Source organism: Bradyrhizobium hereditatis, from assembly GCF_020329435.1.
Classification (GTDB): Bacteria; Pseudomonadota; Alphaproteobacteria; order Rhizobiales; family Xanthobacteraceae; genus Bradyrhizobium; species Bradyrhizobium hereditatis.
In genome coordinates this window covers 197,547-221,753 of sequence record NZ_JAGKJK010000004.1, presented here as the reverse complement: position 1 = coordinate 221,753, position 24,207 = coordinate 197,547, and the positions used below count along the sequence as shown (strand labels likewise).

Sequence of the window (24,207 nt, the reverse complement as noted above, 5' to 3'; positions counted from 1 at the left end):
GACCATCTCCTTCTTCAGCGCTCGCGGAACGCGCGGGTGATCTCGTCGCGCAACGGTCCGAGCAGATATTCGAACAGCGTGCGTGGACGCGTCGGCACGATCACTTCGGCCGGCATGCCGGCCTGCAGATCGATGCGCGACTTCTTGACGTCGTTCGGATCAAGCGCGACCTCGACGGCGTAGTATCCCTGGCCCGACTTGTCGTCGATCAGGCGGTCGGCGGAAACGGTGTGCACGGTGCCATAGAGCCGGGGGCGCTCGATATAGTTGATGCCGGTGAGTTGGACCTCGGCGCGGTGACCTACCGCGACATCGTTGATGTCGGATAGTTTCAGCTTCGCGCTAGCGATCAGCGGATTGTCGGTCGGCACGATGTCCATCAGCCGCGCCCCGGGCTGGATCACACCGCCCTCGGTGAAGACGTCGAGGCCGACCACCGAGCCGGTCGCGGGCGCGGTGATGCGGGTGCGCGCCATCACATCCGTGGCGGCGTCGATCTTGGGGGCGAGTTCTGCGAGCTTGTTTTCAGTCGCTCGCAACTGGTCGGTAATCTCGCTCATGCGCGCGCGCTCCACCCGGGCGATTTCGAGATCGTTCTGCGCGATCTGCTGCTGCATCCCGGCGATGCTGGCCTGCTGCGCGCCGATATCGGCCTGCAGTCTGGCGTCCTCGCGTTGCAAAGCGAGGATACGGGTCTTCGGCGTATAACCTTGCGCGAACAGATGCTGCGCGCCGTTCATCTCGTCGATCAGCAGTTCGCGCTGCTTCTCGGTGCCGGCGAGCTGCGCCTGCGTGCCCGCGATCTGCGATTCAAGTTCCTTGATCTTGCCGCGCAGCACCGCCGTCTCGGCCGCGAACTGATGCTTTCGCGCCGCCATCATCGCTGTCTCATTGGCCATCGCCTGTCGCACGGCGGAGAGATCGCTGCGCGCGCGCAGGCTTGCGTCGAAATCCGGCCAATCGCCTTTGTCGCGTTCAGCGACCAGCCGCGCGCGGGCGGCGAGCGCGGCATCGCGGTCGGCGATGAGCACGTCGAGCTTGGCGCGCGGGTCGCTATCGTCGAGCCGGATCAGGAGCTGGCCTTTTTCGACGCGCGCGCCGTCGCGCACGGCGAGCTGGCGCACAACCCCGCCATAAGGATGCTGCACGCTTTGCCGGCGTCCCTCGACCTGGAGATTGCCGCTGGCAATCGCCGCGCCGGAGATCGGCGCCAGCGTTCCCCACATCGTCATCGCCCCCGCGAATGCTGCGACCACGCCGGCACCAAGCAGCGCCGGCCGCGCGGGGCGCGAATAGCGAACACGGTCGCGTAGCGGGGCGTAGCCGTCGTCGATCGCGGTCATGATGCGCGCCCCGCGGCGGCCTGCTGCAAGGCGCGGTAGACCTCACCCGGCGGCCCGAGCATGTCGAGCATGCCGCCCCGCAGCACCATCATGACATCGACGATGTCGAGGATGGTGGTGCGGTGGGTGATCACGATGACGGTCGCGCCTTCGTTCTTGGCCTGCAGCAGCGCGATCTTGAGCGCCTCCTCGCCGGGCGCATCGAGATTGGCGTTGGGCTCGTCGAGCACCAGCAGCGGCGGCCGGCCGAGCAGTGCGCGCGCCAGCGCCAGTCGCTGGCGCTGCCCGCCGGACAGGCCGACGCCGCCGGGACCCAGCCTTGTGTCGTATTGCTTGGGAAGGTCGAGCACCATCTCATGAATGCCGGCGCGCTTGGCGGCGTCGATGATCTCTTCGGTCGAGGCATCGCCGAAGCGGGCGATATTCTCGCGCACGGTGCCGGCGAACAGGCCGACGTCCTGCGGCAGATAGCCGACATGGCGGCCGAACTCGAGCGGATCCCAATGGCTGTAGTCGAGCCCGCCGAAGCGCAGCCGTCCGTCAGCCGGTGCGATCGCCCCAACGAGAAGGCGGGCCAGCGTGCTCTTGCCGGAGCCGCTCGGGCCGACGATGCCGAGCGCCTGGCCGCCGCCAAGCTCGAACGTCAGGTCCTTGATCACCGGCTCCTTGCGCGTCGGCAGCAGGCAGCGCAGGTCACGCACTTCGATCGTATTGCGCGCCCGCGGCACGATGGTGTGCGGCGGCGTCAGGTCGATGGCTGCGAGCAACTCGCGCACCTCCGCATAGGCCTCGCGCGCGCCAATGAACTGCTTCCAGGTGCCGACCGCCTGCTCCACCGGGACCAGCGCCCGGCCCATCACGATGCTAGCGGCGAAGATGGTCGCCGGCGCGATGGCATGGTCGATGGCAAGCCATGCGCCGGTGCCGAGCATCAGCGATTGCAGCAGCAAGCGGAAGAAGCGGATGGAAGAAGTCATCACCGCATTCTTGTCGCTGGCGAGCGCCTGCTGCACCAGCATCGAGGAGCGCTGGCTCTGCCAGTTGCGCTCCACCGCCGGCTGCATGCCCATCGCGCGGATGACATCGGCGTGGCGCAGGATGTTTTCGGTGAACACGTAGGACTGGTTGCCCGAAGCCTCCGCCTGCTTCATCGGCTCGCGGGTCATCATCTCGTTGAGGCCGGCGAGGGCGAGCAGCAGCACCGCGCCGATGGTTGCGACGATGCCGAGCAGCGGATGGATGAAGAACAGCAGCATTAGATAAATCGGTATCCACGGAAAGTCGAACGCGAAATAGATGCCGGGGCCGGTCACGAAAGTGCGGAACTGATCGAGATTGCGTAGTTGCTGCGCTCCGCGCGAGGCGCCGCGCTGCGCCGAGTGCACTACCAGCGCCTCGAATACGCGCGCCGACAATTCCATATCGAGACGGATGCCGCAGCGGATCAGGATGTAGGAGCGTACCGCGTCCAGCGCCGCCATGGTGAGCAGCGCGATTGCGAGGATCAAGGTGAGCAGGACGAGCGTTGAGACGTTCTCGTTGAGCAGTACGCGGTTGTAGACCTGCATCAGATAGAGCGGCGAGCTCAGATAGAGCAGGTTGATGGCGCTGGAGAACAGCCCGGCCCAGAGGAAGTGCGGCCACAGCGCGATCAGCGCCTGGCGAACGTCGTCGATCCGGCGCGCAGGCGCGGCGGAGTCGTCGGAAACGGTCAGCGCGCCCGTAGGCATTCGGCGATCACCGTGGGCAAGATTGACGGGCTTCTGCGCGATCAACTCGTGCAGACGGTCGAGACACGGCGTGGAGATGCGCTCCCCACGCCGCGCACTTTGAAATGTTCTGGACTCAGCTGGAACTAGGCGAGGCCGTGGAGCAGGCCGCCGACTTCGAGATGACCGACATCCGCGCTGGCACCGATCAGGGTCGGTGCGGAAACCGAAGCGTCGACACCGTCGAGCCCGGCGGAGAGATCGATGCTCGGGCTTGTTTCGATGACTGCACCGAGATCGAGGGTGTGCGACAGATCCGCCGTGCCGCTGGCGCTAGCCGAGGCACTGCCGCTGGCACTTGCGCCACCAAGGACACCGGTAGCGGTTCCAAGCAGGCCATCGACGGTGCCAAGCAGGTTTCCGAGAAGAGCAGCCATGTAGTCAACTCCTATGATAGTTGGCTGAAATGCGACGAACGTCGCGCTGCACAAAGCCGCTGGAGTCGGAAAGGTTGCGGACTCACATGCGGCGTTTTGGTGATCATTTGTTGAGAAGGGAACTGGACAAATGCCGCGGCCGATACAGGCCGACGCGGGGCCAGGCCCTCGCCGCTCGTTTTTCGGCGGCTATCGGCCGATCGGCGCAAGGCTCTCAGGGCTGGAGCTGCTTGGGCCGGGACAGTTCCGGACCGAGAGCTGCCTAGACGAAAACTGCCCGGAAAGGGCCGGATAAATTGTCGCGCCGAACAGCTCCAGCCCATGACCTTTCTCCAGTCCCCCAAGGGCTGCGGTCGCGCGGCCGCAGCGGATTTGACTAGCGTGGCTGCGCCAGAGGCTTATCATCTCCTCTTAGCTCAGGGGCGAATCCCGGCTGGCAATCAGGACAGGTAAAATGGGTGACCCAGAACAGGGCTCCGCGTCTGTTTCGCAGCAGGTCAATGATCTATTCGACACGCTCGATATCACACACGCCATCAATTCCCACGAATTCAAGCTGTTCCTCGATCACTTACCGATAGCAGTCGTCATCTCCAAAATCGTCGGCGGAGACCAGCGCATCGTTTTTGCGAATAAATCCTATGAGAGGCTGACGGGACAAACCGCCTCAGAAATCAAGGGAAGAGGCTGGTCGGTTCTGGAGTCATTCACGCTGGAAGGACAGCCCGGTGTCACCTTCACCAAGTCGCTACTCGACTGTGATGATTTTATCGGAACATTTCAACGCGAGCAGCCGACGCATCTCTTGGTAGACGCATTTGCTGGCGTGATCCAAAACGAGGATGGAACGGAGGACTATCGCATTGTCGCGCTGATTGACATCACCGAGCGCGCAAAATCGCAACGTGACGAAATTGAGCGGCAACTGCGCGATAAGGATCTTTTGTTGAAGGAGTTACAGCATCGAGTAAAAAACAATTTGCAATTGATCGCGGCCCTCATTCGTCTCGATATTCGCAATCAAGATAGCGCTGACCGGGCGGCGCTCGATCGTCTGGCCGGACGCATCGAATCGTTGGCCATTCTCTATCGAGAACTCTCCGGCGATGGTCTTGGTCAAACCATCGACCTTGGTCAGTATCTTACACAAATTGCGTCTGCGGTGACGCGTACTCACGGTCTTGATGGCGTCAGACTCGACCTCAAAGCGGACCGAGCTCCGATTTCAATCAATGTGGCGATGCCGGTGGGACTCCTCGTCAATGAACTGCTGACGAACGCATTCAAGTACGCCTTTGATGGGCGAGAATCGGGCAGATTGACTGTCAGATGCCTGCAGGAGCGCGATGATTATTATCGGGTCGAGGTGGCAGACGACGGAAACGGGCTCCCTGAAGGCGCAACGTGGCCTGTGCCTGGAAAGCTTTCAGCGCTGATGCTCAGTACATTGACGGAGAATGCCAAAGCGAATTTCGATGTCGACAGCGCCCCGGGCAAGGGAATGCGCGTGAGCATCGGATTATTCAAAGACCTTGCAAGGACGAAAATGTAAGCTGAACCCCCTCACGCAAACATTGCCGCCTCCCTTGCTCGGGGCGGCCGTTTGATGACATCGTGACGTTGTGACGTTCGCTTCTTGTATGGCAGCGGACCTGAGCACGCGCGGCGCCGGGACGACCATGATGTGAAATCTTCAGGGGCAAGTATCGGGAAAGTGAATGTCGGAAGATAAAGCGGATGTCGTGGTGCTCGGTGCGGGCATTGTCGGCGTGTCGACGGCGTATGCCGCGCGGCTGCGCGGGATGTCGGTCGTTCTGATCGACCGGCGCGAGCCCGGCAGCGAAACCTCATACGGCAATGCCGGCATCATCAGCAGCGGCTCGATCACCCCGCTGAACAACCCCTCGCTGTGGAAGGCGCTGCCGAAGTATCTGACCAATCGCCATGCGGCATTGCGATGGAATCCGCTCTGGGCGATGCGGAACGCAGGCTGGGTCGCACGCTTTCTGGCCGACTCGTCTGCATCGCGTTTCAAGCCACGCGCGACGGCTCTGCACGGATTGATCGGCGCGTCGGCAAAACTGCATCGGGAATGGATCGTGAAGGCGGAAGCGGGCCATCGCATCCGCGAGACCGGCTGGCTGAAGGCGTGGCGCGGCGATGCGCTCGCGTCGGCGAAAGCGGAGCAGGCGCTGCTCGCCGAATATGGCATTGCGAGCGAACTGCTCGACCGCCAGGCCATCTCTGCGCTCGAGCCTGACATCCTACCTGTCTATAAAGTGGGCTTGCTGCACACCGAGACCGCCTCGGTCGACTCGCCGGGCGCAGTGGTCAAGGCCTATGCACGGATGTTCGCTGGCGCTGGCGGCGATGTCAGGCAGGCCGACGTCAAGGCGATCGAGCCTGACGGTGAGGGTTGGCGCGTCGTGCTGGCGAGTGGCGAGATATCGGCGCGCCATGTCGTAGTCGCGCTTGGGCCATGGTCGGCGGAAATCTTGCGTCCGCTCGGCTATCGCGTGCCGCTTGCCTTTGAGCGCGGCTACCACCGCGAATTCAGGTCGAACCCGGCGCGGTCGTTGCGGCGTCCGATCTATGACATCGACGGTGGTTTCATCATGACTCCGATGGAGCAGGGCATCCGCGTCACCTCGGGTGTCGAACTGACGGATCGCGACGCGCCTTCCTCGTTCGCCCAACTCGATCAGGTGGTTCCGCTCGCGCGCGGCGTGATGGAGTTCGGCGATGCCGTCGGAGACCCCTGGCGCGGCTCGCGTCCGACGCTGCCCGACAGCCTGCCGATGATCGGTCCGGCGTCTCGGCACGCCGGCCTGTGGCTTGCGTTCGGCAACCAGCACATCGGCTTCACGACCGGGCCCGCGACCGGCGCCGCGATCGCCGCCATGATCGACGGTGCGCCGCCGCCATATGACGTGACGCCGTTCGCGCCAAGCCGTTACGTTTGAGCTGATCGGAATCCGAACAGGCGCATCCCTTGCCCATAGAGCCGCAAAAACAGGCGCAGGCTTCAAGACTGTGGACAGCGATCGTTGAACGCGGTCCGCGACTGCCGCTATCATCGAGCAAAGCTGTTGAATTCGCTGGAATTTTTCTTGTCGCGAAAGCGTCGCCGCAGCTGGCGGCGGTGGCACGCGCATTGCAACCATCGCAGCCTGCGATTGTCACAGTGCGTAGTCGTTGCAATCGTCAACTCGCTCTTGCATGGGACGATAGTTTGATGACACCGTTGCGCGTGCTTCGCCGACCACGACGCGGGTGCGTCGGCTCTGGAGTTTTGTAGATGTTGCGTCTGATTGCCAGGCGTCTTGCTCTCGGGGTGCTGGTCGCGCTGACGGTCATGACGCTTGCGTTCCTGCTGACACGGCTGTCGGGCGACCTTGCCGTGTCAATCGCAGGCCCGCAGGCGACACAGGCCGACGTCGAAATTGTGCGCAAGGCCTATGGGCTCGATCGCCCGCTCTATGTCCAATTCTTCGCCTGGACAGGTCGCGCCATGGTGGGCGATTTCGGTCAGAGCTATTTCTTCAAGGATAGCGTTGCGAACCTGATCCAGAAGCGCCTGCCGGTCACGCTCACGCTCGGCCTGGTAGGATTAAGCCTTGCCCTGATCGTCTCGTTGCCGCTTGGCATCCTGGCGGCACTCCGCGAGAACAGCTGGATCGATCGCGGCGTCACGCTGTTCACCATGGTGGGGCAGGCGGTTCCGAGTTTCTGGCTGGCCTTGATCCTGATGATCGTGCTCGGCCTGCAGCTCGGCATCCTGCCGATTTCAGGCACCGGCACCTGGCAGCATTTCGTAATGCCCGGCATCGTGCTCGCCTTCACGGCGATCCCGGCGCTGACGCGGCTGACGCGCTCCGGCATGATCGAGGCGATGGCCTCCGATTACATCCGCACCGCGCGCGCCAAAGGGCTGTCTCGCGCCCGCATCATCTTCAAGCACGCGCTGCGTAACGCCGCGATTCCGGTTGTTTCGATCGCGGCGGTCCAGCTCGGGTTCATGCTCGGCGGCTCGATCGTCATCGAGACGGTGTTTGCACTTCACGGTGTTGGCTATCTCGGCTGGGAGAGCATTGCCAAGAACGATTTCCCAGTGGTGCAGGCGGTGGTGCTGGTGCTGGCGGTGTTCTATATCGGCCTCACTTTGCTCGCCGACATCCTCAATGCGCTGCTTGACCCGAGGCTGCGAACGGGATGAGCGAACCGATAGCCATTCAGGCCCCGCAGCCTTCGGGTATCGCCACGTCGCGGATCGGCACGACCGGCTTTGCGATCGGCATCGCCATTGTCGCACTGGTGCTGGCCGCCGCGCTCGTCGGCAATTGGCTGGTGCCGGCGGACCCGTTCACCCAGGATCTCGGCAACCGTCTCAAGCCGCCGTTCTGGATGGAGGGCAGCCAGGCCGGCCACCTCCTCGGCACCGATCAGCTTGGGCGGGACTATCTGGCGCGGCTGGTCTATGGCGCGCGCATCTCGCTCCTGATCGGCATCATGACGGTGATCACGTCGGGTGTGATCGGCACCACGCTCGGCGTGCTCGGTGGTTTCTTCGGCGGCCGCGTCGACGACGTCGTGCTGTTTGCGATCACGACGCGATTGTCGATCCCCGTCGTGCTGGTTGCGCTTGCCGTTGTCGGGCTGATGGGGTCGGGCCTCGGGCTTGTCGTCGCGACGCTAGGGCTGCTGCTGTGGGATCGCTTCGCCGTCGTAGCGCGCGCCACCACCATGCAGGTCCGCAACCACGACTATGTCAGCGCCGCCTGGTGCGCCGGCGCGTCTATGCCGCATATCCTGATCAAGGAAATTTTGCCGAACATTGCGAGCCATCTCGCGGTCGTGGCCACGCTGGAGATGGCGCTCGCGATCCTGCTCGAGGCAGCCCTGTCGTTCCTCGGCCTCGGCGTTCCGCCGCCACTGCCGTCCTGGGGGCTGATGATCGCCGAGGGCAAGGACTACATGTTCTTTTCGCCCTGGGTGATCATGATCCCCGGCGTAGCGCTAGCCGTCCTGGTGCTCGGCATCAATCTGGTCGGCGATGGATTGCGCAACCTCCTCGGCGCGGAGCGGCTGCGATGAGTGCGCTGTTGGAAGTGGAGGAGCTCCAGGTCTCGTTCGGCCGCACCGCGGCAGTGCGCGGCGCCTCGTTCCGGGTGGCGAAGGGCGAGACCCATTGCCTGGTCGGCGAATCCGGCTGCGGCAAGTCGGTCTCGGCGCTGGCGGTCATGAACCTGCTTGCGCGCGGCGGTCAGCGTTCGGCGAAACGCATGAGCTTTGCCGGCACGGACCTCACGTCGCTGTCGGATCGCGAGATGGCGCGGCTGCGCGGCAACCGCATGGCGATGATCTTTCAGGAGCCGATGACGAGCCTCAACCCCGCCTTCACGATCGGCTCGCAGATGGCCGAGGTGCTGACGCGCCACAAGGGAGGCTCGCGTGCAGCGGCGCTCGACCGTGCCGCCGAACTGATGGGCCGCGTCGGCATCACCGCGCCCGGCATGCGGCTCGGCCAATTTCCGCACCAGCTCTCGGGAGGCCTGCGCCAGCGCGTCATGATCGCGATGGCGCTGATGTGCGACCCCGAATTGTTGATCGCCGACGAGCCGACCACTGCGCTCGATGTTACCGTGCAGGCGCAGATCCTGCGGCTGCTCGCGAGCCTCAAGCGCGAGTTCGGCCTCTCGATCCTCTTAATCACCCACGACCTCGGCATCGTGGCGCGCGTCGCCGACCATGTCTCGGTGATGTATGCCGGCGAGGTGGTGGAGCGCGCGCCGACCGCGGAACTGTTCCGCGCGCCGCAGCATCCCTATACGCGTGGGCTTCTGTCCTGCGTGCCGGTGCCGGGCCGCGTGCAGCGCGACAAGCCGCTCGGCTCGATCCCGGGCATCGTGCCGGCGATCGGCGCCGGTTTTGCCGGCTGTGCCTTTCGCTCGCGCTGTGCCCATGCAAACGAGACCTGCACGCGCGCGATTCCGCGGCGGCCGATGGGCGACGCGCACGATTACCTGTGCCGGCTCGAGCCGGGCTGGGCGGAGCTGCAACCTGCATGACCGCTGCGATCGAGGTAAAGAACCTACGATGTGAATTCCGCGTCCGCACCGGACTGATGGCGGCGGAAAAGCGCGTGATTGCGGTCGACGACGTGACCTTCAGCGTGCCCGCCGGCAGCGTGCTCGGCGTGGTCGGCGAGTCCGGCTGCGGCAAGTCCACGCTCGCGCGGATGATCCTGGGGCTGCTCAAGCCAACCGCAGGGACCGTGCTGGTCGACGGCAAACGCCTGTTCGACCTCGATCGCAAGGCGCGCGCCCGGCTGATCCAGCCGGTGTTCCAGGATCCTTTTGCCTCGCTTAACCCGCGCCGGCGCATCAAGGACATCGTGGCGCTGCCGCTGGAAGCCCAGGGCGCATTCTCGCGCGCCGAGATCGATCGTCGGGTCGGCGGCATTCTCGAACGCGTCGGCCTCTCGGCCGCGATGGGCGAGCGCATGCCGGCGCAACTCTCCGGCGGGCAACGGCAGCGCGCGGCGATCGCGCGGGCGCTGGTGCTGGAGCCGCGGATCGTGATCTGCGACGAGCCGACCAGCGCGCTCGACGTCTCGGTACAGGCGCAGATCCTCAATCTGCTCGCCGATCTGCGCCGCGACCTCGGGCTGACCTATCTCTTCATCAGCCACAATCTCGCTGTCGTCGAGCACGTGGCGAGCGAAGTCGCCGTGATGTATCTCGGCCGGATCGTCGAGCGCAATGAGACCGACGCGCTGTTTCGCGCGCCTGCGCATCCCTACACCCAGGCGCTTTTGGAAAGCGTGCTGACGCCGGAACCGGGCCGTGGGGTGCCCGACATCGGGCTTGGCGACATCATGCCGGACCCCTCCAATATTCCGCCGGGCTGCCGGTTCAACCCGCGCTGTCGCATCGCGGTCGAGCGCTGCCGCCATGAGGCACCAGCGCGCATGGTCCGGCCACCCCAGGGAATGGTAGAATGTCATCTGGCATAGGGCGTGCTTCACGCGGTCTGTAATAGAACAATAATGGAGAGCGATATGCGCATGCAAAAGAGGCTCGGCGTTGCAGTTCTGGCAATGGTTCTATCGGGCGCCGGTGCACTGCCGGCAGTCGCGCAAAAATCCGCTGACACGTTGCGCATCGTGATGCGCGACGCGCTGCCCAACATCGATCCCTTCTACAACAACCTGCGCACCGGCGTGGTCATGCATCACCAGGGCTGGGACGGGCTGGTCTACCGCAATCCCGATACGTTCAAGTTGGAGCCGCTGCTCGCCACCGAGTGGAAGCTGCCGGATCCGACCACGATCGAGTTCACGTTGCGCCCCGGCGTCAAGTTCCATGACGGCAGCGAGCTTACCGCCGCTGATGTAGTTTACACGATCAACCTCGTGGCCGATCCGGCGAGCCGGGTGTCGACGCCGGCGAACTACAACTGGATCGACAAGGCCGAGAAGATCGGCGATCTGTCGGTGCGCGTCACGCTGAAGCGGCCGAATCCGGCTGCGCTGGAATATTTCGCGCTGGTGCTGCCGATCTATCCCAAGGCGTATCGCGAGAAGGTCGGTGCGGAAGGCTACGCCAAGGCGCCGGTCGGCGCAGGTCCCTACAAGATCACCAAGGTCGAGCCTGGTGTTTCCATCGACTTCGAGCGTTTCGACGATTACTGGGCCGGCAGTCCCAAGGGCAAGCCTGCGATCAAGAAGATGAGCGTGCGCTTCGTGCCTGATGCCGCGACCGAGATGACCGAATTGCTCGCCGGCCGCGCCGACTGGATCTGGAATATGAATCCGGACCAGCTCGAGTCCGTGAACCGGATGCCGCATCTGCAGGCGGTGCGCAAGGAATCGATGCGGATTGGCTATCTCTCGCTCGACGCCGCCGGCCGCACCGGGGCCGACAATCCCCTGACCAAGCAGAAGGTGCGTCAGGCGATCTGGCATGCGATCGACCGCAAGGCGATCGCCGACAAGCTCGTCACCGGTGGCAGCCGCGTTCCCGCCGCGCCCTGCTTCCCGTCACAGTTCGGCTGCGATGCCGAGGCCGCGGTGGCCTACGACTACAATCCGGCAAAGGCCAAGCAGCTGCTCGCCGAGGCAGGCTATCCCGACGGCTTTGATGTGGAGCTTGCAAGCTACGTGCTGCCGCAATGGGGATCATCCGTTCAGAACTACCTGCATGCGGTCGGCATCCGCGCCAAGCTCAACCAGCTGCAGGTGGCGGCCTTGATCCAGCGCGCCAAGGCAGGCGAACTGCGCGCCTATCTCGGAAGCTGGGGCAGCTACTCTATCAATGACGTCTCGGCCATCATGCCGAATTTCTTCGATGGCGGCGCGGACGACTATGCGCGCGATCCCGAGGTGCAGAAGTTGCTGTTGCAGGGCGGATCAACCATCAATCCGGAGGCACGCAAGGAGGCTTATTCGGCGGCGATCAAGAAGATCACCGAGCAGGCCTACTGGGCGCCGCTGCACACCTATGTGACGACCTACGGCCATTCCAAGCAGCTCGACTTTACGCCATACCCGGACGAACTGCCGCGCTTCTATCTGGCGAAGTGGAAGTAGGCGACAGAGCGAACGGCAGCCGCTCAAACGAGCAGGGGCGCACTGGGAGGTGAGAAGGTGGCTTTGGCCTTCCACTCCCCTGGCGTCGTGGGCTGCCAATGCAACAGCATGGCGCACGACATGACTATCGTCTCAATTCGGCAACGCCCAATTCCACCCATATCCAGTCGAAGCTGTAGCTCGCCATCGCAGGATTGGATTCGCCGGCTTTGGCGGTACGGTTTTCCATCATCTTGAGCCAGTCGACGACCTTGGCGCGCCCGCTTTTGGTTTTGACTGCAGCGCGCGGCGACTTGTTGCCGAGCGCCGGGACTGGCTCATCGAGCGTCTCGCGATAATGCCGGTCCATGGTTTGGTGGATGATGGCGCGGTGCTCCTCCTCCGAAAGATCGAGTTCTTGAGGTGCATGGGCATCGCGCGACGCGAGCATTTGCTCGACGGTTTTGGTCTCGACCGAGGGTTGCCCGAGCCGCTCGCCCAGCATCGCCGAAAGCATTGCGCATCCGCGTTCCGCGCGCTGCCGGGAATTGACCGATAGCACCAGCGTTCTGCCGTCCAACTCAAGATGGCCGAGCGAGAGCGCGCCATCATCGAGCGTCGTCTCCACGGTCAGGGCTTCCGATGACTGGGCCCGAGCGGCCGACGTCTTAGTGTTCTTGCCGACCCAGTTCCACTGCGTCACGGTGCGCGGCCGCAGATCGGCACATGAATCCAGCACCGTCCGGATGTCGTCCTCCGTCGTGCCCGCTGCGAGCGGATAGCAGACCGTGCACATGACAAGTTCATCGCCGTCGAAGTTCCGCAAATCGGGAAGGTCCCGCTCGGCCTGGTCGATCGCGTCAAGGAGCCAGATGTTCGTGAACGTCGGGCTGCTCGCACGCAGCCGTTCGGTCTCCGAAAGCCTGGCAATAACGGCCGCGTCGAACTCCTCTCCGATCGTCTTGGCAAGCGCCTGCTTATCCTTCCTGCTGAGTTTCCCCAATCTGCGAAAACCGTCGATGATATCTTCCGACGACTGATGCTCATACGGCAACAGGGCCCCGCTGATCTGCGTCCGCCCTTCCACCTGCAACACGCGTCCGGCGAAGCGGTCCCATTGTTTGAGGAAGCGGGTTGCCAACCGTTCGCTGATCAGGACCGGCTCCCCGCCGCGCACGAGGTCGCGCGCACGAAACGATTTGTCGAGGACGACATCGCTCACTTCATAGAGGCTCATCGCGGAATCTCGCAAGGCGGCGATATAGGCGCGAACGGATGCTGTTTCCTTCGATCCCCGGTGCGCCAGATAGTCGTCGACGATGTTGCTGCCGTCTTCGAACGTCCGCGTCAGCATATCCTCGAACGCGCAAGCCCAGACCGTGCGCATGAAGTAATCTTCGCCGAGCGTTGAGACGATCTCATCGGGCTCGAGGCCGGTCTCGTCGCAGGTTGGCAACACATGGTCATCGAGGACCTCTTCAAACCGGTCGCGCCATTCCTCGCGCCTTGTCCATTCCATCAGTCCGTCGAGCAAATGCTTGCGCGCCATGTTCCGGCTCCACCACGCTTTTGGTCCGGGGCGTACTCTAGCGTTCCGAAGGCAAGCTGCAATCGCTTGCAGCGAAATCAACAGGTGAGATCAACGCTGGGCCGATTTCTGTTTCGGCGCCGGTGGATCGCTTTCCCGGATTGTCAGCCCATTAGCTTCACACCATTCCCTCAGGGCTTTTTCGGTCGCGTTGTTTTCGAACTCATACCATCGGTCGAGCGCGCTTTTTCGTAGCAGCAGGTCCTTGAAACGCGCATAGGCACGCTTCTTACTGAATATCCGCTGGATTTCACCGTATTCGTCCGGAAGAAATTGCCTGACGAACTCGAAGACCAGCGCCGTGCCGAGATCGAGTTGGTTCTTGTGAGGGATCTGGAGATATCTCTCCCTGTCGTCAGCATCGTCCGCCACTCATCCAGGTTGTCGCCAAATTCGGAATGCAATAGAATTTGCCGGATTCTCGGCAAAGGATTGCCTCGTTTATACCCGGTTGGCCGGAGCTGACGAACTCGAACGCAAGCTCTAAATCATACCAATCGACACGCATCGGTATCGCCTCCGGCGGCATTCCCTCGTCTGTGTCCTAAAGGGCACCTTTGATCCTTGCCCTTCACTCCGCCGTCACATGCACGCGTGGCTTCTGCCCCGCGTTCCACTTGCCGTCGATCGCGCGCTCGATCTGTGCGGCGAGCTGCAGCAGGAGCCCATCATTGGCTTGCTTGGCGATGGCCTGGATGCCGAGCGGCAGGCCGTGCTCGTGGGTGGCGAGCGGCAGCGAGATCGCGGGGATGCCGCAGAGATTGGCGAGCGGCGTAAAGGCGAAATTGCGCCAGAGATTGCCGAACCAGTCGAGCACATCAGGGTTGTCGCTGATCGTGAGAAACTCGGTCGTGCCGACTTTCGGTGTCGGCAGCGCCGTGATTGGCGTCAGGATGATGTCCCAATCCTCGAAGAACGCGCCGAAGCCGCGCGAGGTCGTGTTGAACACCGCCTGCATCCGCGCCCGGTCGGCGTAGCTCGTGTTCCGACCGTGCTGCCAGATCCGGATATTGATCGGCTCGATCAGACCTTCCGGTGGCTGCTCTAACCCGCGCGCCGCCAGCATGTTGCCAATCACGACGGCAAAATTGCTGATGTAGCAGGTGGTCTGCGCCGCGAAGGCTTCGCGATAATCGATATCGGGCAGGGCGTAGTCGACGTGATGGCCGAGACCTTCGAGGAAGCGTCCGGCCTTCTGCAGTTCGGCTGCGATGTGCGGCGTTGCCCGGTAATCGCCCCATTGGTACGATAGCGCGATTTTCAATCGTCCCGGATCGCGCGCGATCATCCGCGTATAGGGCTCCGGCGAACTCCAGAACGGCATGAACTCCCCGGGCGCCGGGCCGCGGCAGGCATCGACGAAGGCTGCGGTATCGCGCACGGTGCGCGACTGACAGCCCTGAATCGAGACCAGCCCGCTGAGATCGGAGAGAAGCGGCGACAACGAGAACACGCCGCGCGAAACCTTCAGCCCAATATTGCCGTTGACGCCGGCAGGAATCCGGATCGAGCCGCCGCCGTCGGTCGCATGCGCGATCGGAACTGCGCCGGCCGCGACCATCGCCGCGCTACCGGCCGACGATCCGCAGGTGGTGTAGTCGGTGTGCCATGGGTTGCGCGTGACATAGACGGCGGGATTTTCCGCTGAGCTGCAGACGCCGAACTCCGGCGTGGTGGTGCGACCGATCAGATTGAGCCCGGCCGCGCGCATCTTCTTGGTCAGGAACGTGTCGGCGGTTGCGCGATTGCCGCGCATATAGAGCGAGCCCATTTCCTGGAGGCGGCCCTTCAAGGTTGGGCCGAGATCCTTCATCAGGAAGGGAAGGCCGGCAAATGGACCGTCGAGCGCGGTGCCGTCGGTCGCGGGGTCGGCGACCGCATCCTCGAATATCTCGACGACGGCCGAAAGCGGCGGATCGACCTTGGCGATCGCGGCAGCGGCCTGCGCCGCCAATTCGGCAGCCGTCAGCTCACCCTTCGCGACACGCGTGGCCAGCGCAACGCCGTCATGTTGCGCCCATTCGTCCCAGCTCATCGGCAAGTTCATTCGATCATCCTCTCGGCACAGCTTTGACCCCGGCGCGGGAGATGCTGTCGCTCATTCGTTGCCGCGCCGTCAAACCTTGATGAGCCGCACCTTGGTGCCCCAGGGGTCAGATGTCTCGATGCCGTTATTGATCGCTGCGGCCGGCGCGCCGGCCTGCAGCAGGCGCTGCTCCTGGGCCTGCACAATGTCCTGCGATGCGATTTCCAGCGAGAACCAGGCGAGGCCGGTGGCTGCATCGTCCCGCCGGCTGGCGCCCGCGCTCTGCCAGACATTGATGCCGAGATGGTGGTGATAGCGGCCGGAGGAGAGGAACGCGGCGCCGGTCCGCTTGCGCGTCGGGTCGAAGCCGATGACGCCGCCATAGAAGCGGCTGGCCTGTTCGAGATCGCCGACGCGCAAATGCATGTGGCCGATGCGAAGGCCCTCAGGCGCTCCGGCATAGTTGGAGATGCGCGGATTCGTCAGCGCCAGCAGATTGTCGAAATCGAGCGGGTCGGTCGCCATCGCCACCGTGCCGCCATCCCATTTCCAGCTTTCCGGCGCGCGGTCGGCATAGACCTCGATGCCATTGCCTTCGGGGTCGTCGAGATAGACGGACTCGCTGACAAGGTGGTCGGCAAAACCGGAGAGCGGCACTTTGTTCGTCGCGGCATGCACCAGCCAGCGCGCGAGATCCTTGCGCGTCGGCATCAGGAAGGCGGTGTGGTAAAGGCCCGCGGCGTTCCGCGCTTCGGCCGCGGCGCCGGCGCGCAAGGTGAGATCGAGCAGCGGCACGCCGCCCGCACCGAGACGGGCACCCGTTGCCGTGCGCTGCATGACGATGAGCCCGATGGTATCGCGATAATAGTCGGCGACGAGATCGAGGTTGCGCACTCGTAAGGTCACCATGCCGACCCGCATCGGCGTTTGGTTGGCGAAGGTCGGCCCCCCGCTGCCCGACGCGCCCTCGGCCCGCGCTGCTGCGGCGGCCGCGGCTGACAGTGAGGAGGCACCGGCGAGGTGAAGCAGGGTGCGGCGGGTCAAGTCGATGGTCATCCGAGTTTCTCTCTTATCGCTCTTCGCTCTTACTCAAGCCAATTCTCTACCTTCAATCCGCGAATGCGTTTGAACTCATCGATGTTGGCAGTCACGATCGTGGCGCCGATCGCACATGCATGTGCGGCGATCAGCAAATCATTTCCCCCAACGGGTTTGCCGGCCACTTCGAGCTCGGCGCGGATCCCCGCCGTATTCAGCGTCCGCCGCCTCGTCGAACGGAAGCACATCGATTTCGCCGAGCAGATCTTCAACTACTTTGAGCAACCGATCTGAACCGCTCTTTGCGCATCCATAGCGCAGCTCTGCTGCGACAATGATGCTTGTACATACGTTGTTCTCTCCTACTTTGACGATCTGTTTTGCTGCTTTGCCTTGCGGATTTTCTGATCAGGTCGGAGAGTATATTTGTATCCAGCATGTAGCGGGTCAAAATACCTTCTCCGGCTTAACCAACGGATCGTCGATCTCGGGGATGCCAGGTTCGATCGGCTTCATTGTCTTGAGTAGGGCGACAAGGCCGCGCTTGCGTAGCGGCTCGATCACCAGCCGATCGCCGTCGCGATGCATGATCGCCTCATTACCCGGAAGTTCGAATTCGACGGGAATGCGGACGGCCTGGTTCCGGCCGTTGCGAAACAGTCTGACATGCCGCTGCTCGGTCATCTGGTACATCTCACTAGATTGGCATATGCTATAGACATCTGCCAAGAAGCCGCCGTCTACAAGGGGGCGCCTGCGACGCCCTCCTTCCGGGCCTGCATTCCAGGCCGAAGTAGCGGCAGCAACTTGACCCGGTCAGGACCGACGCCTCAGCCCCATTCATCCATCGATCATACCTTTCCTCCAAGCAGTTTGACGTTGAGCTTGCCGCTCGCGAAAAGCATGTCATCGAGTGCTTCGCCGAGATCGATGGGCCGGATCGTTGTCCCGCCATCCCGGTCGATACTCGCCTGTGCGGTGCGTCGCATCAATTCCTTGATGAAGGCGGCGCTGACGCCCTTGGTGCGATGCGTTGCCTCGCTGACAAGAGTTTCATCGAGGGCTAGCCCCTTGCCGTAGAGCTGGATCAGCTTCCTGCGGCCGACCTCGTCGGGGAGCGGGATCTCGATTGCCTGGTCGATCCGGCCCGGTCGATTGGCCAGCGCGCCCTCGAGTTGTTCGGGCCGATTGGTGGTGAGGACAAAGAGGATATCGGCATCCTCCTTGAGGCCGTCCATTTCGTTGAGCAGCCTGTTCAGCAAGGTCTCCTCGCAGGGTCCCATCGTCTCGCGATTGCGCGCAATGAGATCCGCGTCTTCGATCACGACCATTGTCGGCTGCAGCAGACGAGCAAGGTTCATGTAGGCTCCGAGCAAGCCGATCTGACCCGCCGTGATGATCAATGTCGTGTGGCCGGCCAAGTTGCTGGCGAGGTAACGGATGGTATGCGTCTTACCGGTGCCGGGCGGCCCATACAGCAAGATGCCTTTGCGGGTGGACTGTCCGAGCCGGCGTAGTTGTGCGCGGCCTTCCACAAAGTTAAGGACGTTGCGGTCAAGCAGCTTCAAGGTCGCCTCCGGCAGGATCACGCTTGCGCGTTCAATGCGCGGCAGCTTGTGGACCATGAGGCCTCGCGATCTTCCGCGGTAACTAGCGTCGGCGTCAAATGAGAGAACCTTGCCGCGATAGCAACGCGCGGTGTCGACCGCTTTCTCGATCTCGGAAAACGAGCGCTTCACAAGCTCGGCGCTTGCCGGTCCGGCAGGAGCGAGGATTTCGATGCGAACGCCTGTTTCTTCTCCGTGCTCGCGATGAGCCGACAGCAGTACCGCGTAGTGCAAATCGCCATCGGTGGCACACAGCCATAATCCATTTTCGAGGCACTTCACTGGCTTGGCCTCGCCGATCTCCACCTCCTGATATTGCGCCGGCGCGATAGCATGCGCCGTTTCACCAAACCTGTTCAGGGACGCGAATGTAAGCGTCTCGTAGCGGTAGCGCTCGTGAATGCCAAAGAAACGGATCGGTGAGGCCGAAAACAGCTTGTCCACCGCAGCTTGAACTTCCGGGCGCATATGCCCGGGAAACTGCCGCGACGTTGCGATCAACTGGTCCCGAGGAATGCCGGCGAAGTGCCACTCGAGGGCCGCACTGGCAAAATTGAACTGCTTTGTTCGCGTGAGTTCACCTATATTGTTCGCAACGGCCAATGTGCAATCGTCACAGATCGGCGCCACGTTGCTCAGCAGGCAGATTTGGTCACCCGCAAAACTCCCGCACAATCTGCATCGGTCAGGTTCTCCGTCCTCGCTAACCTCGGCCGTCATCACCAGCCGGTGGCCCGCTGCCTGAATACGTTCCTGCGAGGCCTGCAAGAGCGCATCAGCAACGGCGCGCGGATACGTTCCGCAAACCGCTTTACCGGTCATTTCAATTGTCGCCATCAGCTCGATCGCATCGCTCAGCGATTGACTGAAGACAGTGCGGAGAAGACTGATGACAAAATCCTGGGGCGTATCCTTATCGTCGTGAATGACAAGCCGAGCATAGCCAATCTGAATGCTGTTCATCGAAAACCTCTGACATTTGACACGAGGTAATCTGCTTGGCGATCTCGAACAAATCAAGAACAAAATTTCGATACTCGCTGAAATTGTGCCAATGCCTATCGGTGACACCGCTCAAGAACCTCCCGACAATGTTAGGTTTCCAGCCATTTCAAGAGCGATCGCTTCCGGCTCGAGCCGCTTGCATGGATGCTCCAGGCGATCCCGGGTCGCTCGTTGCAACTTAAGCGAGAGGGATGGCGCGGACGTGGGCCGCGGCAGCCGCGAGTGCTACATGCGTGATCTTTCCCGCCGCAGGTCGAGAGTGCAGGTCGACGTAGTCGTTGCCCCGTCATGCGCGATGGTTTGCTGCCTCGTCCAAGATTCATCGCGAGGAGAGCCACGCAAGGCGGTGCCTCCAACCCTGAGGTCGATATCGCGCGCCAAACAGCCTTTCAATTTTGCGATAGAAGCCATGTCCACATTCAAATTCCTTGAATTCCGGCCGCGATCTATTCTCCCGCGCAACTCAACTTTAGGAATCGCAGAGGAAACCGAGCCCGATGGCGGAACCAGCAAAATCACGGAGTGAGGCGGCACCCGCGCCGCCGACATGGCCGGACGAGATCTATCGCGTGCTCAAGGACGCCGGCATCCGCCAGGTCGCAATGGTGCCGGACGCCGGCCACAGCCGCCTGATCCGCGCCTTCGAGGCCGATCCGGAAACCCGCGTCGTGACGCTGACGACAGAGGAAGAGGGCGTGGCGATGCTGGCTGGCGCCTGGCTCGGCGGTGAGCGCGGCGTGCTGTTGTTGCAGTCGAGCGGCGTCGGCAACTGCATCAACATGCTTTCGCTGCCGGTGATTTGCCACATGCCCCTACTCATGATCGTCACCATGCGCGGTGACTGGGGCGAGTTCAATCCGTGGCAGATTCCGATGGGGCAGGGCACGCGTCCTTCGCTCGAAGCCATGGGCGTGATCGTCAACAAGGTCGATGAGCCCCACCTCGTCGCCTCGGCCGTGCAGGGCGCGGCCAACCTTGCCTTCAACACCTGGAAACCGGTGGCAGTTCTGATCGGCCAGCGCGTGCTCGGCGCCAAGAACTTCAAGGAGCTCGCCGGCAAATGAACAATCCGAACGCGCTTCTGCATCGCCGCGACGTCGTCAACGAATTGTTGCGCGACCGCGCCGATCTCCTCGTCATCGCCGGGCTCGGCGCGCCGAACTGGGACGTTTCGGCCGCCGGCGATCATCCCAACAATTTTCCGCTCTGGGGCGCCATGGGCGGCGCCTCCATGATAGGCCTTGGGCTGGCACTGGCGCAGCCCAAGCGCAAGGTGCTGGTGATCACCGGCGATGGCGAGATGCTGATGAATGTCGGCTCGCTCGCCACGATCGCGGTGGAGGCGCCGAAGAATCTCGCGATCGCCGTGCTCGACAACGAGCGCTTCGGCGAGACCGGCATGCAGAAAACTCCGACGGCTTCCGGCGTCGATCTTTCCGCCATCGCCACCGCCTGCGGCATCCGCACCTCGCGTATTGTCCGCACGATGGCCGAAGTCACGGAGCTCCGCGAGCTTGCGCATGCGGGACGAGGAACGGTCTTCGCGCAGATCAAGGTCGATCCGGAGGCGCTGGTGTTCGTGATGCCACCGGCCGACGGCGTGATCCTGACGACGCGATTCCGGCAGTCGGTTCTGGGAGACGAGGCGCTGTTCAATTGACGCGCGCCGCCTCACTACGCAGTCATGTTGATCTTCCAGCGCCCTTGCCGGGAGAGCTCCTGAATCTCTGATACGATCAGCGTCGCAATGGTCGTCGTCGCGACCGACGGCGGATGGGCGATCGGCGAGGCCAGGATCAGTTCGCGCGACACCGATGGGCTGACGGCAGCCATCTCCAGGCGTTTCGCAGCGACCTCGGCGCGGATCGCCGACGGCGGTAAGAGCGTATAGCCGAGCCCTTCTTCCATCAGGCTGATCTGGGCGCGATAGGAATCGACCTCGATCATGGCGTCGAGTTTCAGCTTTTCGCGCGCCAATGCCTTCTCCAACAGCGCACGCAAGCCGTGCGAGATGCTAGGCAGGATCAGTTTCTGCTTCACCAGCCACTTCAGATCGACCTGCTTCCTCCGGTTCAGGCCCGATCCCGGCGGCCCGACCGCAACGATATCCTCGCGTCCAATCGACTGGACCTGAAGATGAAGATCGACCGCGGGCCCGTAGATGATCGCGAGATCCATTTCGCCGCGGTGCAGCCATTCGACCAGATGTCCGCCATAGCTCTCCACGAGGCGTAGCGAGATGTCAGGAAATTCGTCAAGGACGCACCGGGCAAACCGCCCGGACAATACTGCGCTCACGGTCGGCACCAGCCCGAGAATGACGCGACCCGACGGATTGCCGTTGGCGGATTTGAGGTCGTCGCTGACCTGCTCGATCTGGCGGATCAGGCCGGTGGTGCGGTCGAGCAGCATGCGCCCCGCGCTGGTTAGCAGCATACCGCGCCCGTTGCGAACGAACAGCTCGGCGCGAAGCTCGTGCTCCAGCAGCTTGATATGCCGGCTGAGCGCGGGCTGCGCGGCACGCAGCCGGTCGGCCGCCTTGCTCAGGCTGCCGAGCTCGGCTACGGCGCGGAAAGTGCGCAATTGTTTGAGGTCCATCGGATGCCCGGCTGCTCGCTTGGTGGCATCATATGCCGTTTCGCGCAGGTCGGTGCAATCGGTTCAATGTTCGACGGCAAGAGAGTTAATGCCTTGCTTGGCGTGACGCGCGTCTAGCGATGCTGTTAAAGGAGGAACAAATCCTCATCTGGAACTCACGCTTCATGACCATCCCGTCCGTAAGTCCTTCGCAAGTCCGCACCGCGCTGCTGCTGCGCGAGGAAATCGCGCTGCTCGATGTCAGGCACGAGGCCGTCTTCGCTACTGGCCATCCGCTGTTTGCCGCCAACATGGCGGCCGATCGCATCGCGCTGGAGGCGAAAGCGCGGCTGCCGCGCAAGGGTGTTCCGATCGTGCTCTATGATGACGGCGAAGGCCTCGTCGCCGCGGCTGCGGACCAGCTGACGGCGCTGGGCTACAGCAATGTTCGCCAGCTCGATGGTGGGCTACAGGGCTGGAAGTTGGCCGGCTATGAACTTTTCCAGGACGTCAATTCCTATGCGAAAGCGTTCGGCGAACTGGTGGAGGCGCGGCGGCACACGCCTTCGCTTGCCGCCGAGGAGGTCAGTGCGCTGATCGCGAGCGGCGCCAATATCCAAATTCTCGACGTCCGCCGCTTCGACGAATACGCAACCATGAATATCCCGGGCTCGATCAGCGTGCCCGGCGCGGAGCTGGTCTTGCGCGCGGGCCGCGCCGCGCCTGATCCGGAAACCACCATCATCGTCAATTGCGCCGGCCGCACCCGTTCGATCATCGGTACGCAGTCGCTGATCAATGCCGGCGTCACCAACAAGGTATGGGCGCTGCGCAATGGGACGATCGGCTGGACGCTAGCCAAACAGAAGCTCGAACATGGCGCCGACAGGCGCGGCGAGATCGGCGTGATCTCCGGCGGCGAAGCCGGTGCGCGCGACGTCGCCTATCGCGCCGGCGTCCGGCACATCGGCCTTACCGAAATGGCAGCGCTGCAGGCACAGGCCGGTCGCACGCTGTACCGCTTCGACGTACGTTCGGAGGAGGAATACACCGCGGGCCATCTTGTCGGCTTCCGCCATTATGCCGGCGGGCAACTGGTGCAGGAGATCGACATGGCCGCGCCGGTGCGCGGCGCGCGCATCGTGCTGACAGATGACAGAAGCGTCCGCGCCGACATGACCGCATCCTGGCTCGCGCAGATGGGGTGGGAGGTTTACGTGCTCGAAGGCGGCTATGACGGCGCGCTGGAGGTCGGGCCGCCGCAGGCGATTCCCAAGCCTGATCCGTCACATCGCTACCGCCGTCCCTACGAAGGCACCGATGTCAAGGAAAGCGCAATGCAGGCCTATCTCGACTGGGAATACGGCCTCGTCGAACAGCTTCGCCGCGACGGCACGCATGGGTTCTTCGTTATTTGATCGGACTTGTCCCGCCGAAGCTCGAAGAGCGAAGGCGGATCATTCGTCGCCGCCCATCATGCTCTCGAGCTTCTCCGCCGAATAATTCTCGCCGATCGACAGCGCACAAATCCGCGAGAGCTGCACATAAGAAAGCCCGGTCTCCTCGGCCCATGCGTTGAACTGCGCCTGCACTTTGGCGAGGTCGCGCTTGGAGGTAACGGTCTCGGCGAGGTCGAGCCCGGCATCGCGCAGGCACAGCACGACGTCTTTGGAGGTGACGAAGCCATCCCAGCCGAGGAAGCGCAGCATCATCTGCCCGGTATTGCCGCCGAGCCGGCTGCCGCGCTTGGCGAGCAGTTCGAGCAGCCCGGCCTCGTCGGACGACGGCCAGTTCGCCAGGAACCTGCCGAAGCTGCCGTGCTCCTTGGCAATGTCGCGGACGAAAGCGGCGTTGGCGCGCACCGACGTGATCTTGGCGCCGTTGCGGACGATGCGCGTGTCCTTCATCAGATCGTCCCAGAATTCGTCCGGCTTCAGCGATAGCGGGCCTGGCTTGAAGCCAAGAAACGCCTTTTCGAAGCCCGGCCATTTGTTCTCGATCACGCTCCAGGCAAAGCCCGCCGAGAACACCCGCTTGGTCATTTCGGCAAGGATGCGGTCGTCGCTGAGCTTGGCGAGCGCCTTCGGGTCGGGCTTGGGCGGCAGCAGTTTGGCGAGCGCCTTGGGGCCGCCCTTGCGCTTCTCGGCGCGGGCGCGAATGGTCTTGAACGCGGTTACGGTGGCGGCCCCTCCGTTGAATTTCCTGAAACCAGTTTAGAAGTGATCGGCTGATCTGCAAAGAATGAGTGGCGTGCGGGATGGATATCGCCTAAAGCATCCCCACCTCACTCACATCCGTCGGGCCGTGC

At 63.0% G+C, this 24,207-nt stretch carries 21 protein-coding genes and 1 pseudogene; 10 read left to right on the top strand and 12 right to left on the bottom strand.

Annotated elements, in window-relative coordinates:
- Positions 1-14: 14 nt before the first annotated feature.
- The 3 genes from J6524_RS11350 to J6524_RS11340 form a co-directional block, all read right to left on the bottom strand.
- Positions 15-1,343: an HlyD family type I secretion periplasmic adaptor subunit gene (locus J6524_RS11350; protein WP_225670499.1), complete on the bottom strand. Its 1,329-nt coding sequence runs from the start codon at positions 1,341-1,343 to the stop codon at positions 15-17.
- Positions 1,340-3,073 carry a type I secretion system permease/ATPase gene (locus J6524_RS11345; protein WP_225670496.1) on the bottom strand — a complete coding sequence of 578 codons (1,734 nt, stop codon included), beginning with the start codon at positions 3,071-3,073 and terminating at the stop codon, positions 1,340-1,342. Before J6524_RS11345 ends, J6524_RS11350 begins: the two co-directional genes overlap by 4 nt.
- A 125-nt stretch (positions 3,074-3,198) precedes the next feature.
- Positions 3,199-3,489 (bottom strand): hypothetical protein, encoded by a 291-nt coding sequence (locus tag J6524_RS11340; RefSeq protein WP_225670494.1) that lies wholly within the window; start codon positions 3,487-3,489, stop codon positions 3,199-3,201.
- A gap of 454 nt (positions 3,490-3,943) precedes the next feature.
- Here J6524_RS11340 and J6524_RS11335 point away from each other — a divergent pair, with 454 nt between their 5' ends.
- From J6524_RS11335 to J6524_RS11305, 7 genes are all read left to right on the top strand, one after another.
- A complete protein-coding gene (locus J6524_RS11335; RefSeq protein ID WP_225670492.1) occupies positions 3,944-5,041 on the top strand; it encodes a sensor histidine kinase in 1,098 nt (365 codons plus the stop codon).
- Positions 5,042-5,207: 166 nt separating this feature from the next.
- On the top strand, positions 5,208-6,452 hold the full coding sequence (locus J6524_RS11330; RefSeq protein ID WP_225670491.1) for an NAD(P)/FAD-dependent oxidoreductase: 1,245 nt from the start codon (positions 5,208-5,210) through the stop codon (positions 6,450-6,452).
- A 335-nt stretch (positions 6,453-6,787) separates the two neighbouring features.
- On the top strand, positions 6,788-7,705 hold the full coding sequence (locus J6524_RS11325) for an ABC transporter permease (RefSeq protein WP_225670489.1): 918 nt from the start codon (positions 6,788-6,790) through the stop codon (positions 7,703-7,705).
- Entirely contained in the window at positions 7,702-8,583 is an 882-nt protein-coding gene (locus J6524_RS11320) for an ABC transporter permease (protein WP_225670487.1), read from the top strand. Before J6524_RS11325 ends, J6524_RS11320 begins: the two co-directional genes overlap by 4 nt.
- A complete protein-coding gene (locus J6524_RS11315) occupies positions 8,580-9,557 on the top strand; it encodes an ABC transporter ATP-binding protein (protein WP_225670485.1) in 978 nt (325 codons plus the stop codon). Before J6524_RS11320 ends, J6524_RS11315 begins: the two co-directional genes overlap by 4 nt.
- A complete protein-coding gene (locus J6524_RS11310; protein ID WP_225670483.1) occupies positions 9,554-10,504 on the top strand; it encodes an ABC transporter ATP-binding protein in 951 nt (316 codons plus the stop codon). The genes J6524_RS11315 and J6524_RS11310 overlap by 4 nt, the downstream gene beginning before the upstream one ends.
- 45 nt (positions 10,505-10,549) lie before the next feature.
- On the top strand, positions 10,550-12,079 hold the full coding sequence (locus J6524_RS11305) for an ABC transporter substrate-binding protein (protein ID WP_225670480.1): 1,530 nt from the start codon (positions 10,550-10,552) through the stop codon (positions 12,077-12,079).
- Positions 12,080-12,203: 124 nt separating this feature from the next.
- Here the strand turns inward: J6524_RS11305 and J6524_RS11300 are convergent, their stop codons facing one another.
- The 7 genes and pseudogenes from J6524_RS11300 to J6524_RS11270 form a co-directional block, all read right to left on the bottom strand.
- The gene (locus tag J6524_RS11300; RefSeq protein ID WP_225670478.1) at positions 12,204-13,607 is read right to left on the bottom strand and encodes a DUF7986 domain-containing protein; all 1,404 of its coding nucleotides are present in this window, start codon (positions 13,605-13,607) and stop codon (positions 12,204-12,206) included.
- 90 nt (positions 13,608-13,697) lie between these two features.
- Positions 13,698-14,018 carry a UPF0158 family protein gene (locus tag J6524_RS11295; protein WP_225670476.1) on the bottom strand — a complete coding sequence of 107 codons (321 nt, stop codon included), beginning with the start codon at positions 14,016-14,018 and terminating at the stop codon, positions 13,698-13,700.
- A gap of 199 nt (positions 14,019-14,217) precedes the next feature.
- Positions 14,218-15,693 carry an amidase gene (locus J6524_RS11290; protein WP_225670474.1) on the bottom strand — a complete coding sequence of 492 codons (1,476 nt, stop codon included), beginning with the start codon at positions 15,691-15,693 and terminating at the stop codon, positions 14,218-14,220.
- Positions 15,694-15,762: 69 nt separating this feature from the next.
- The gene (locus J6524_RS11285; RefSeq protein WP_225670472.1) at positions 15,763-16,728 is read right to left on the bottom strand and encodes a VOC family protein; all 966 of its coding nucleotides are present in this window, start codon (positions 16,726-16,728) and stop codon (positions 15,763-15,765) included.
- A 29-nt stretch (positions 16,729-16,757) separates the two neighbouring features.
- A pseudogene (locus J6524_RS11280) lies at positions 16,758-17,149 on the bottom strand (type II toxin-antitoxin system VapC family toxin).
- 8 nt (positions 17,150-17,157) lie between these two features.
- The gene (locus J6524_RS11275) at positions 17,158-17,394 is read right to left on the bottom strand and encodes an antitoxin (RefSeq protein ID WP_225670470.1); all 237 of its coding nucleotides are present in this window, start codon (positions 17,392-17,394) and stop codon (positions 17,158-17,160) included.
- A 167-nt stretch (positions 17,395-17,561) separates the two neighbouring features.
- Positions 17,562-19,280, bottom strand: coding sequence for an ATP-dependent Clp protease adaptor ClpS (locus J6524_RS11270; RefSeq protein WP_225670468.1), 1,719 nt, complete (start codon positions 19,278-19,280; stop codon positions 17,562-17,564).
- A gap of 539 nt (positions 19,281-19,819) precedes the next feature.
- Here J6524_RS11270 and J6524_RS11265 point away from each other — a divergent pair.
- Both J6524_RS11265 and J6524_RS11260 read left to right on the top strand, forming a co-directional pair.
- On the top strand, positions 19,820-20,386 hold the full coding sequence (locus tag J6524_RS11265; protein ID WP_225670466.1) for a thiamine pyrophosphate-binding protein: 567 nt from the start codon (positions 19,820-19,822) through the stop codon (positions 20,384-20,386).
- Positions 20,383-20,982: a thiamine pyrophosphate-dependent enzyme gene (locus J6524_RS11260; protein ID WP_225670464.1), complete on the top strand. Its 600-nt coding sequence runs from the start codon at positions 20,383-20,385 to the stop codon at positions 20,980-20,982. Before J6524_RS11265 ends, J6524_RS11260 begins: the two co-directional genes overlap by 4 nt.
- Positions 20,983-20,996: 14 nt before the next feature.
- Here the strand turns inward: J6524_RS11260 and J6524_RS11255 are convergent, their stop codons facing one another.
- Positions 20,997-21,920 carry a LysR family transcriptional regulator gene (locus J6524_RS11255; protein WP_225670462.1) on the bottom strand — a complete coding sequence of 308 codons (924 nt, stop codon included), beginning with the start codon at positions 21,918-21,920 and terminating at the stop codon, positions 20,997-20,999.
- Between the two features lie 164 nt (positions 21,921-22,084).
- Here J6524_RS11255 and J6524_RS11250 point away from each other — a divergent pair, with 164 nt between their 5' ends.
- Positions 22,085-23,317, top strand: a complete 1,233-nt coding sequence (locus J6524_RS11250) for a rhodanese-like domain-containing protein (protein WP_225670461.1) — start codon at positions 22,085-22,087, stop codon at positions 23,315-23,317.
- 39 nt (positions 23,318-23,356) lie between these two features.
- On the opposite strand, the gene J6524_RS11245 is transcribed toward J6524_RS11250, so the two are convergent.
- A complete protein-coding gene (locus tag J6524_RS11245) occupies positions 23,357-24,058 on the bottom strand; it encodes a DNA-3-methyladenine glycosylase I (RefSeq protein ID WP_225670909.1) in 702 nt (233 codons plus the stop codon).
- Positions 24,059-24,207 lie beyond the last annotated feature (149 nt).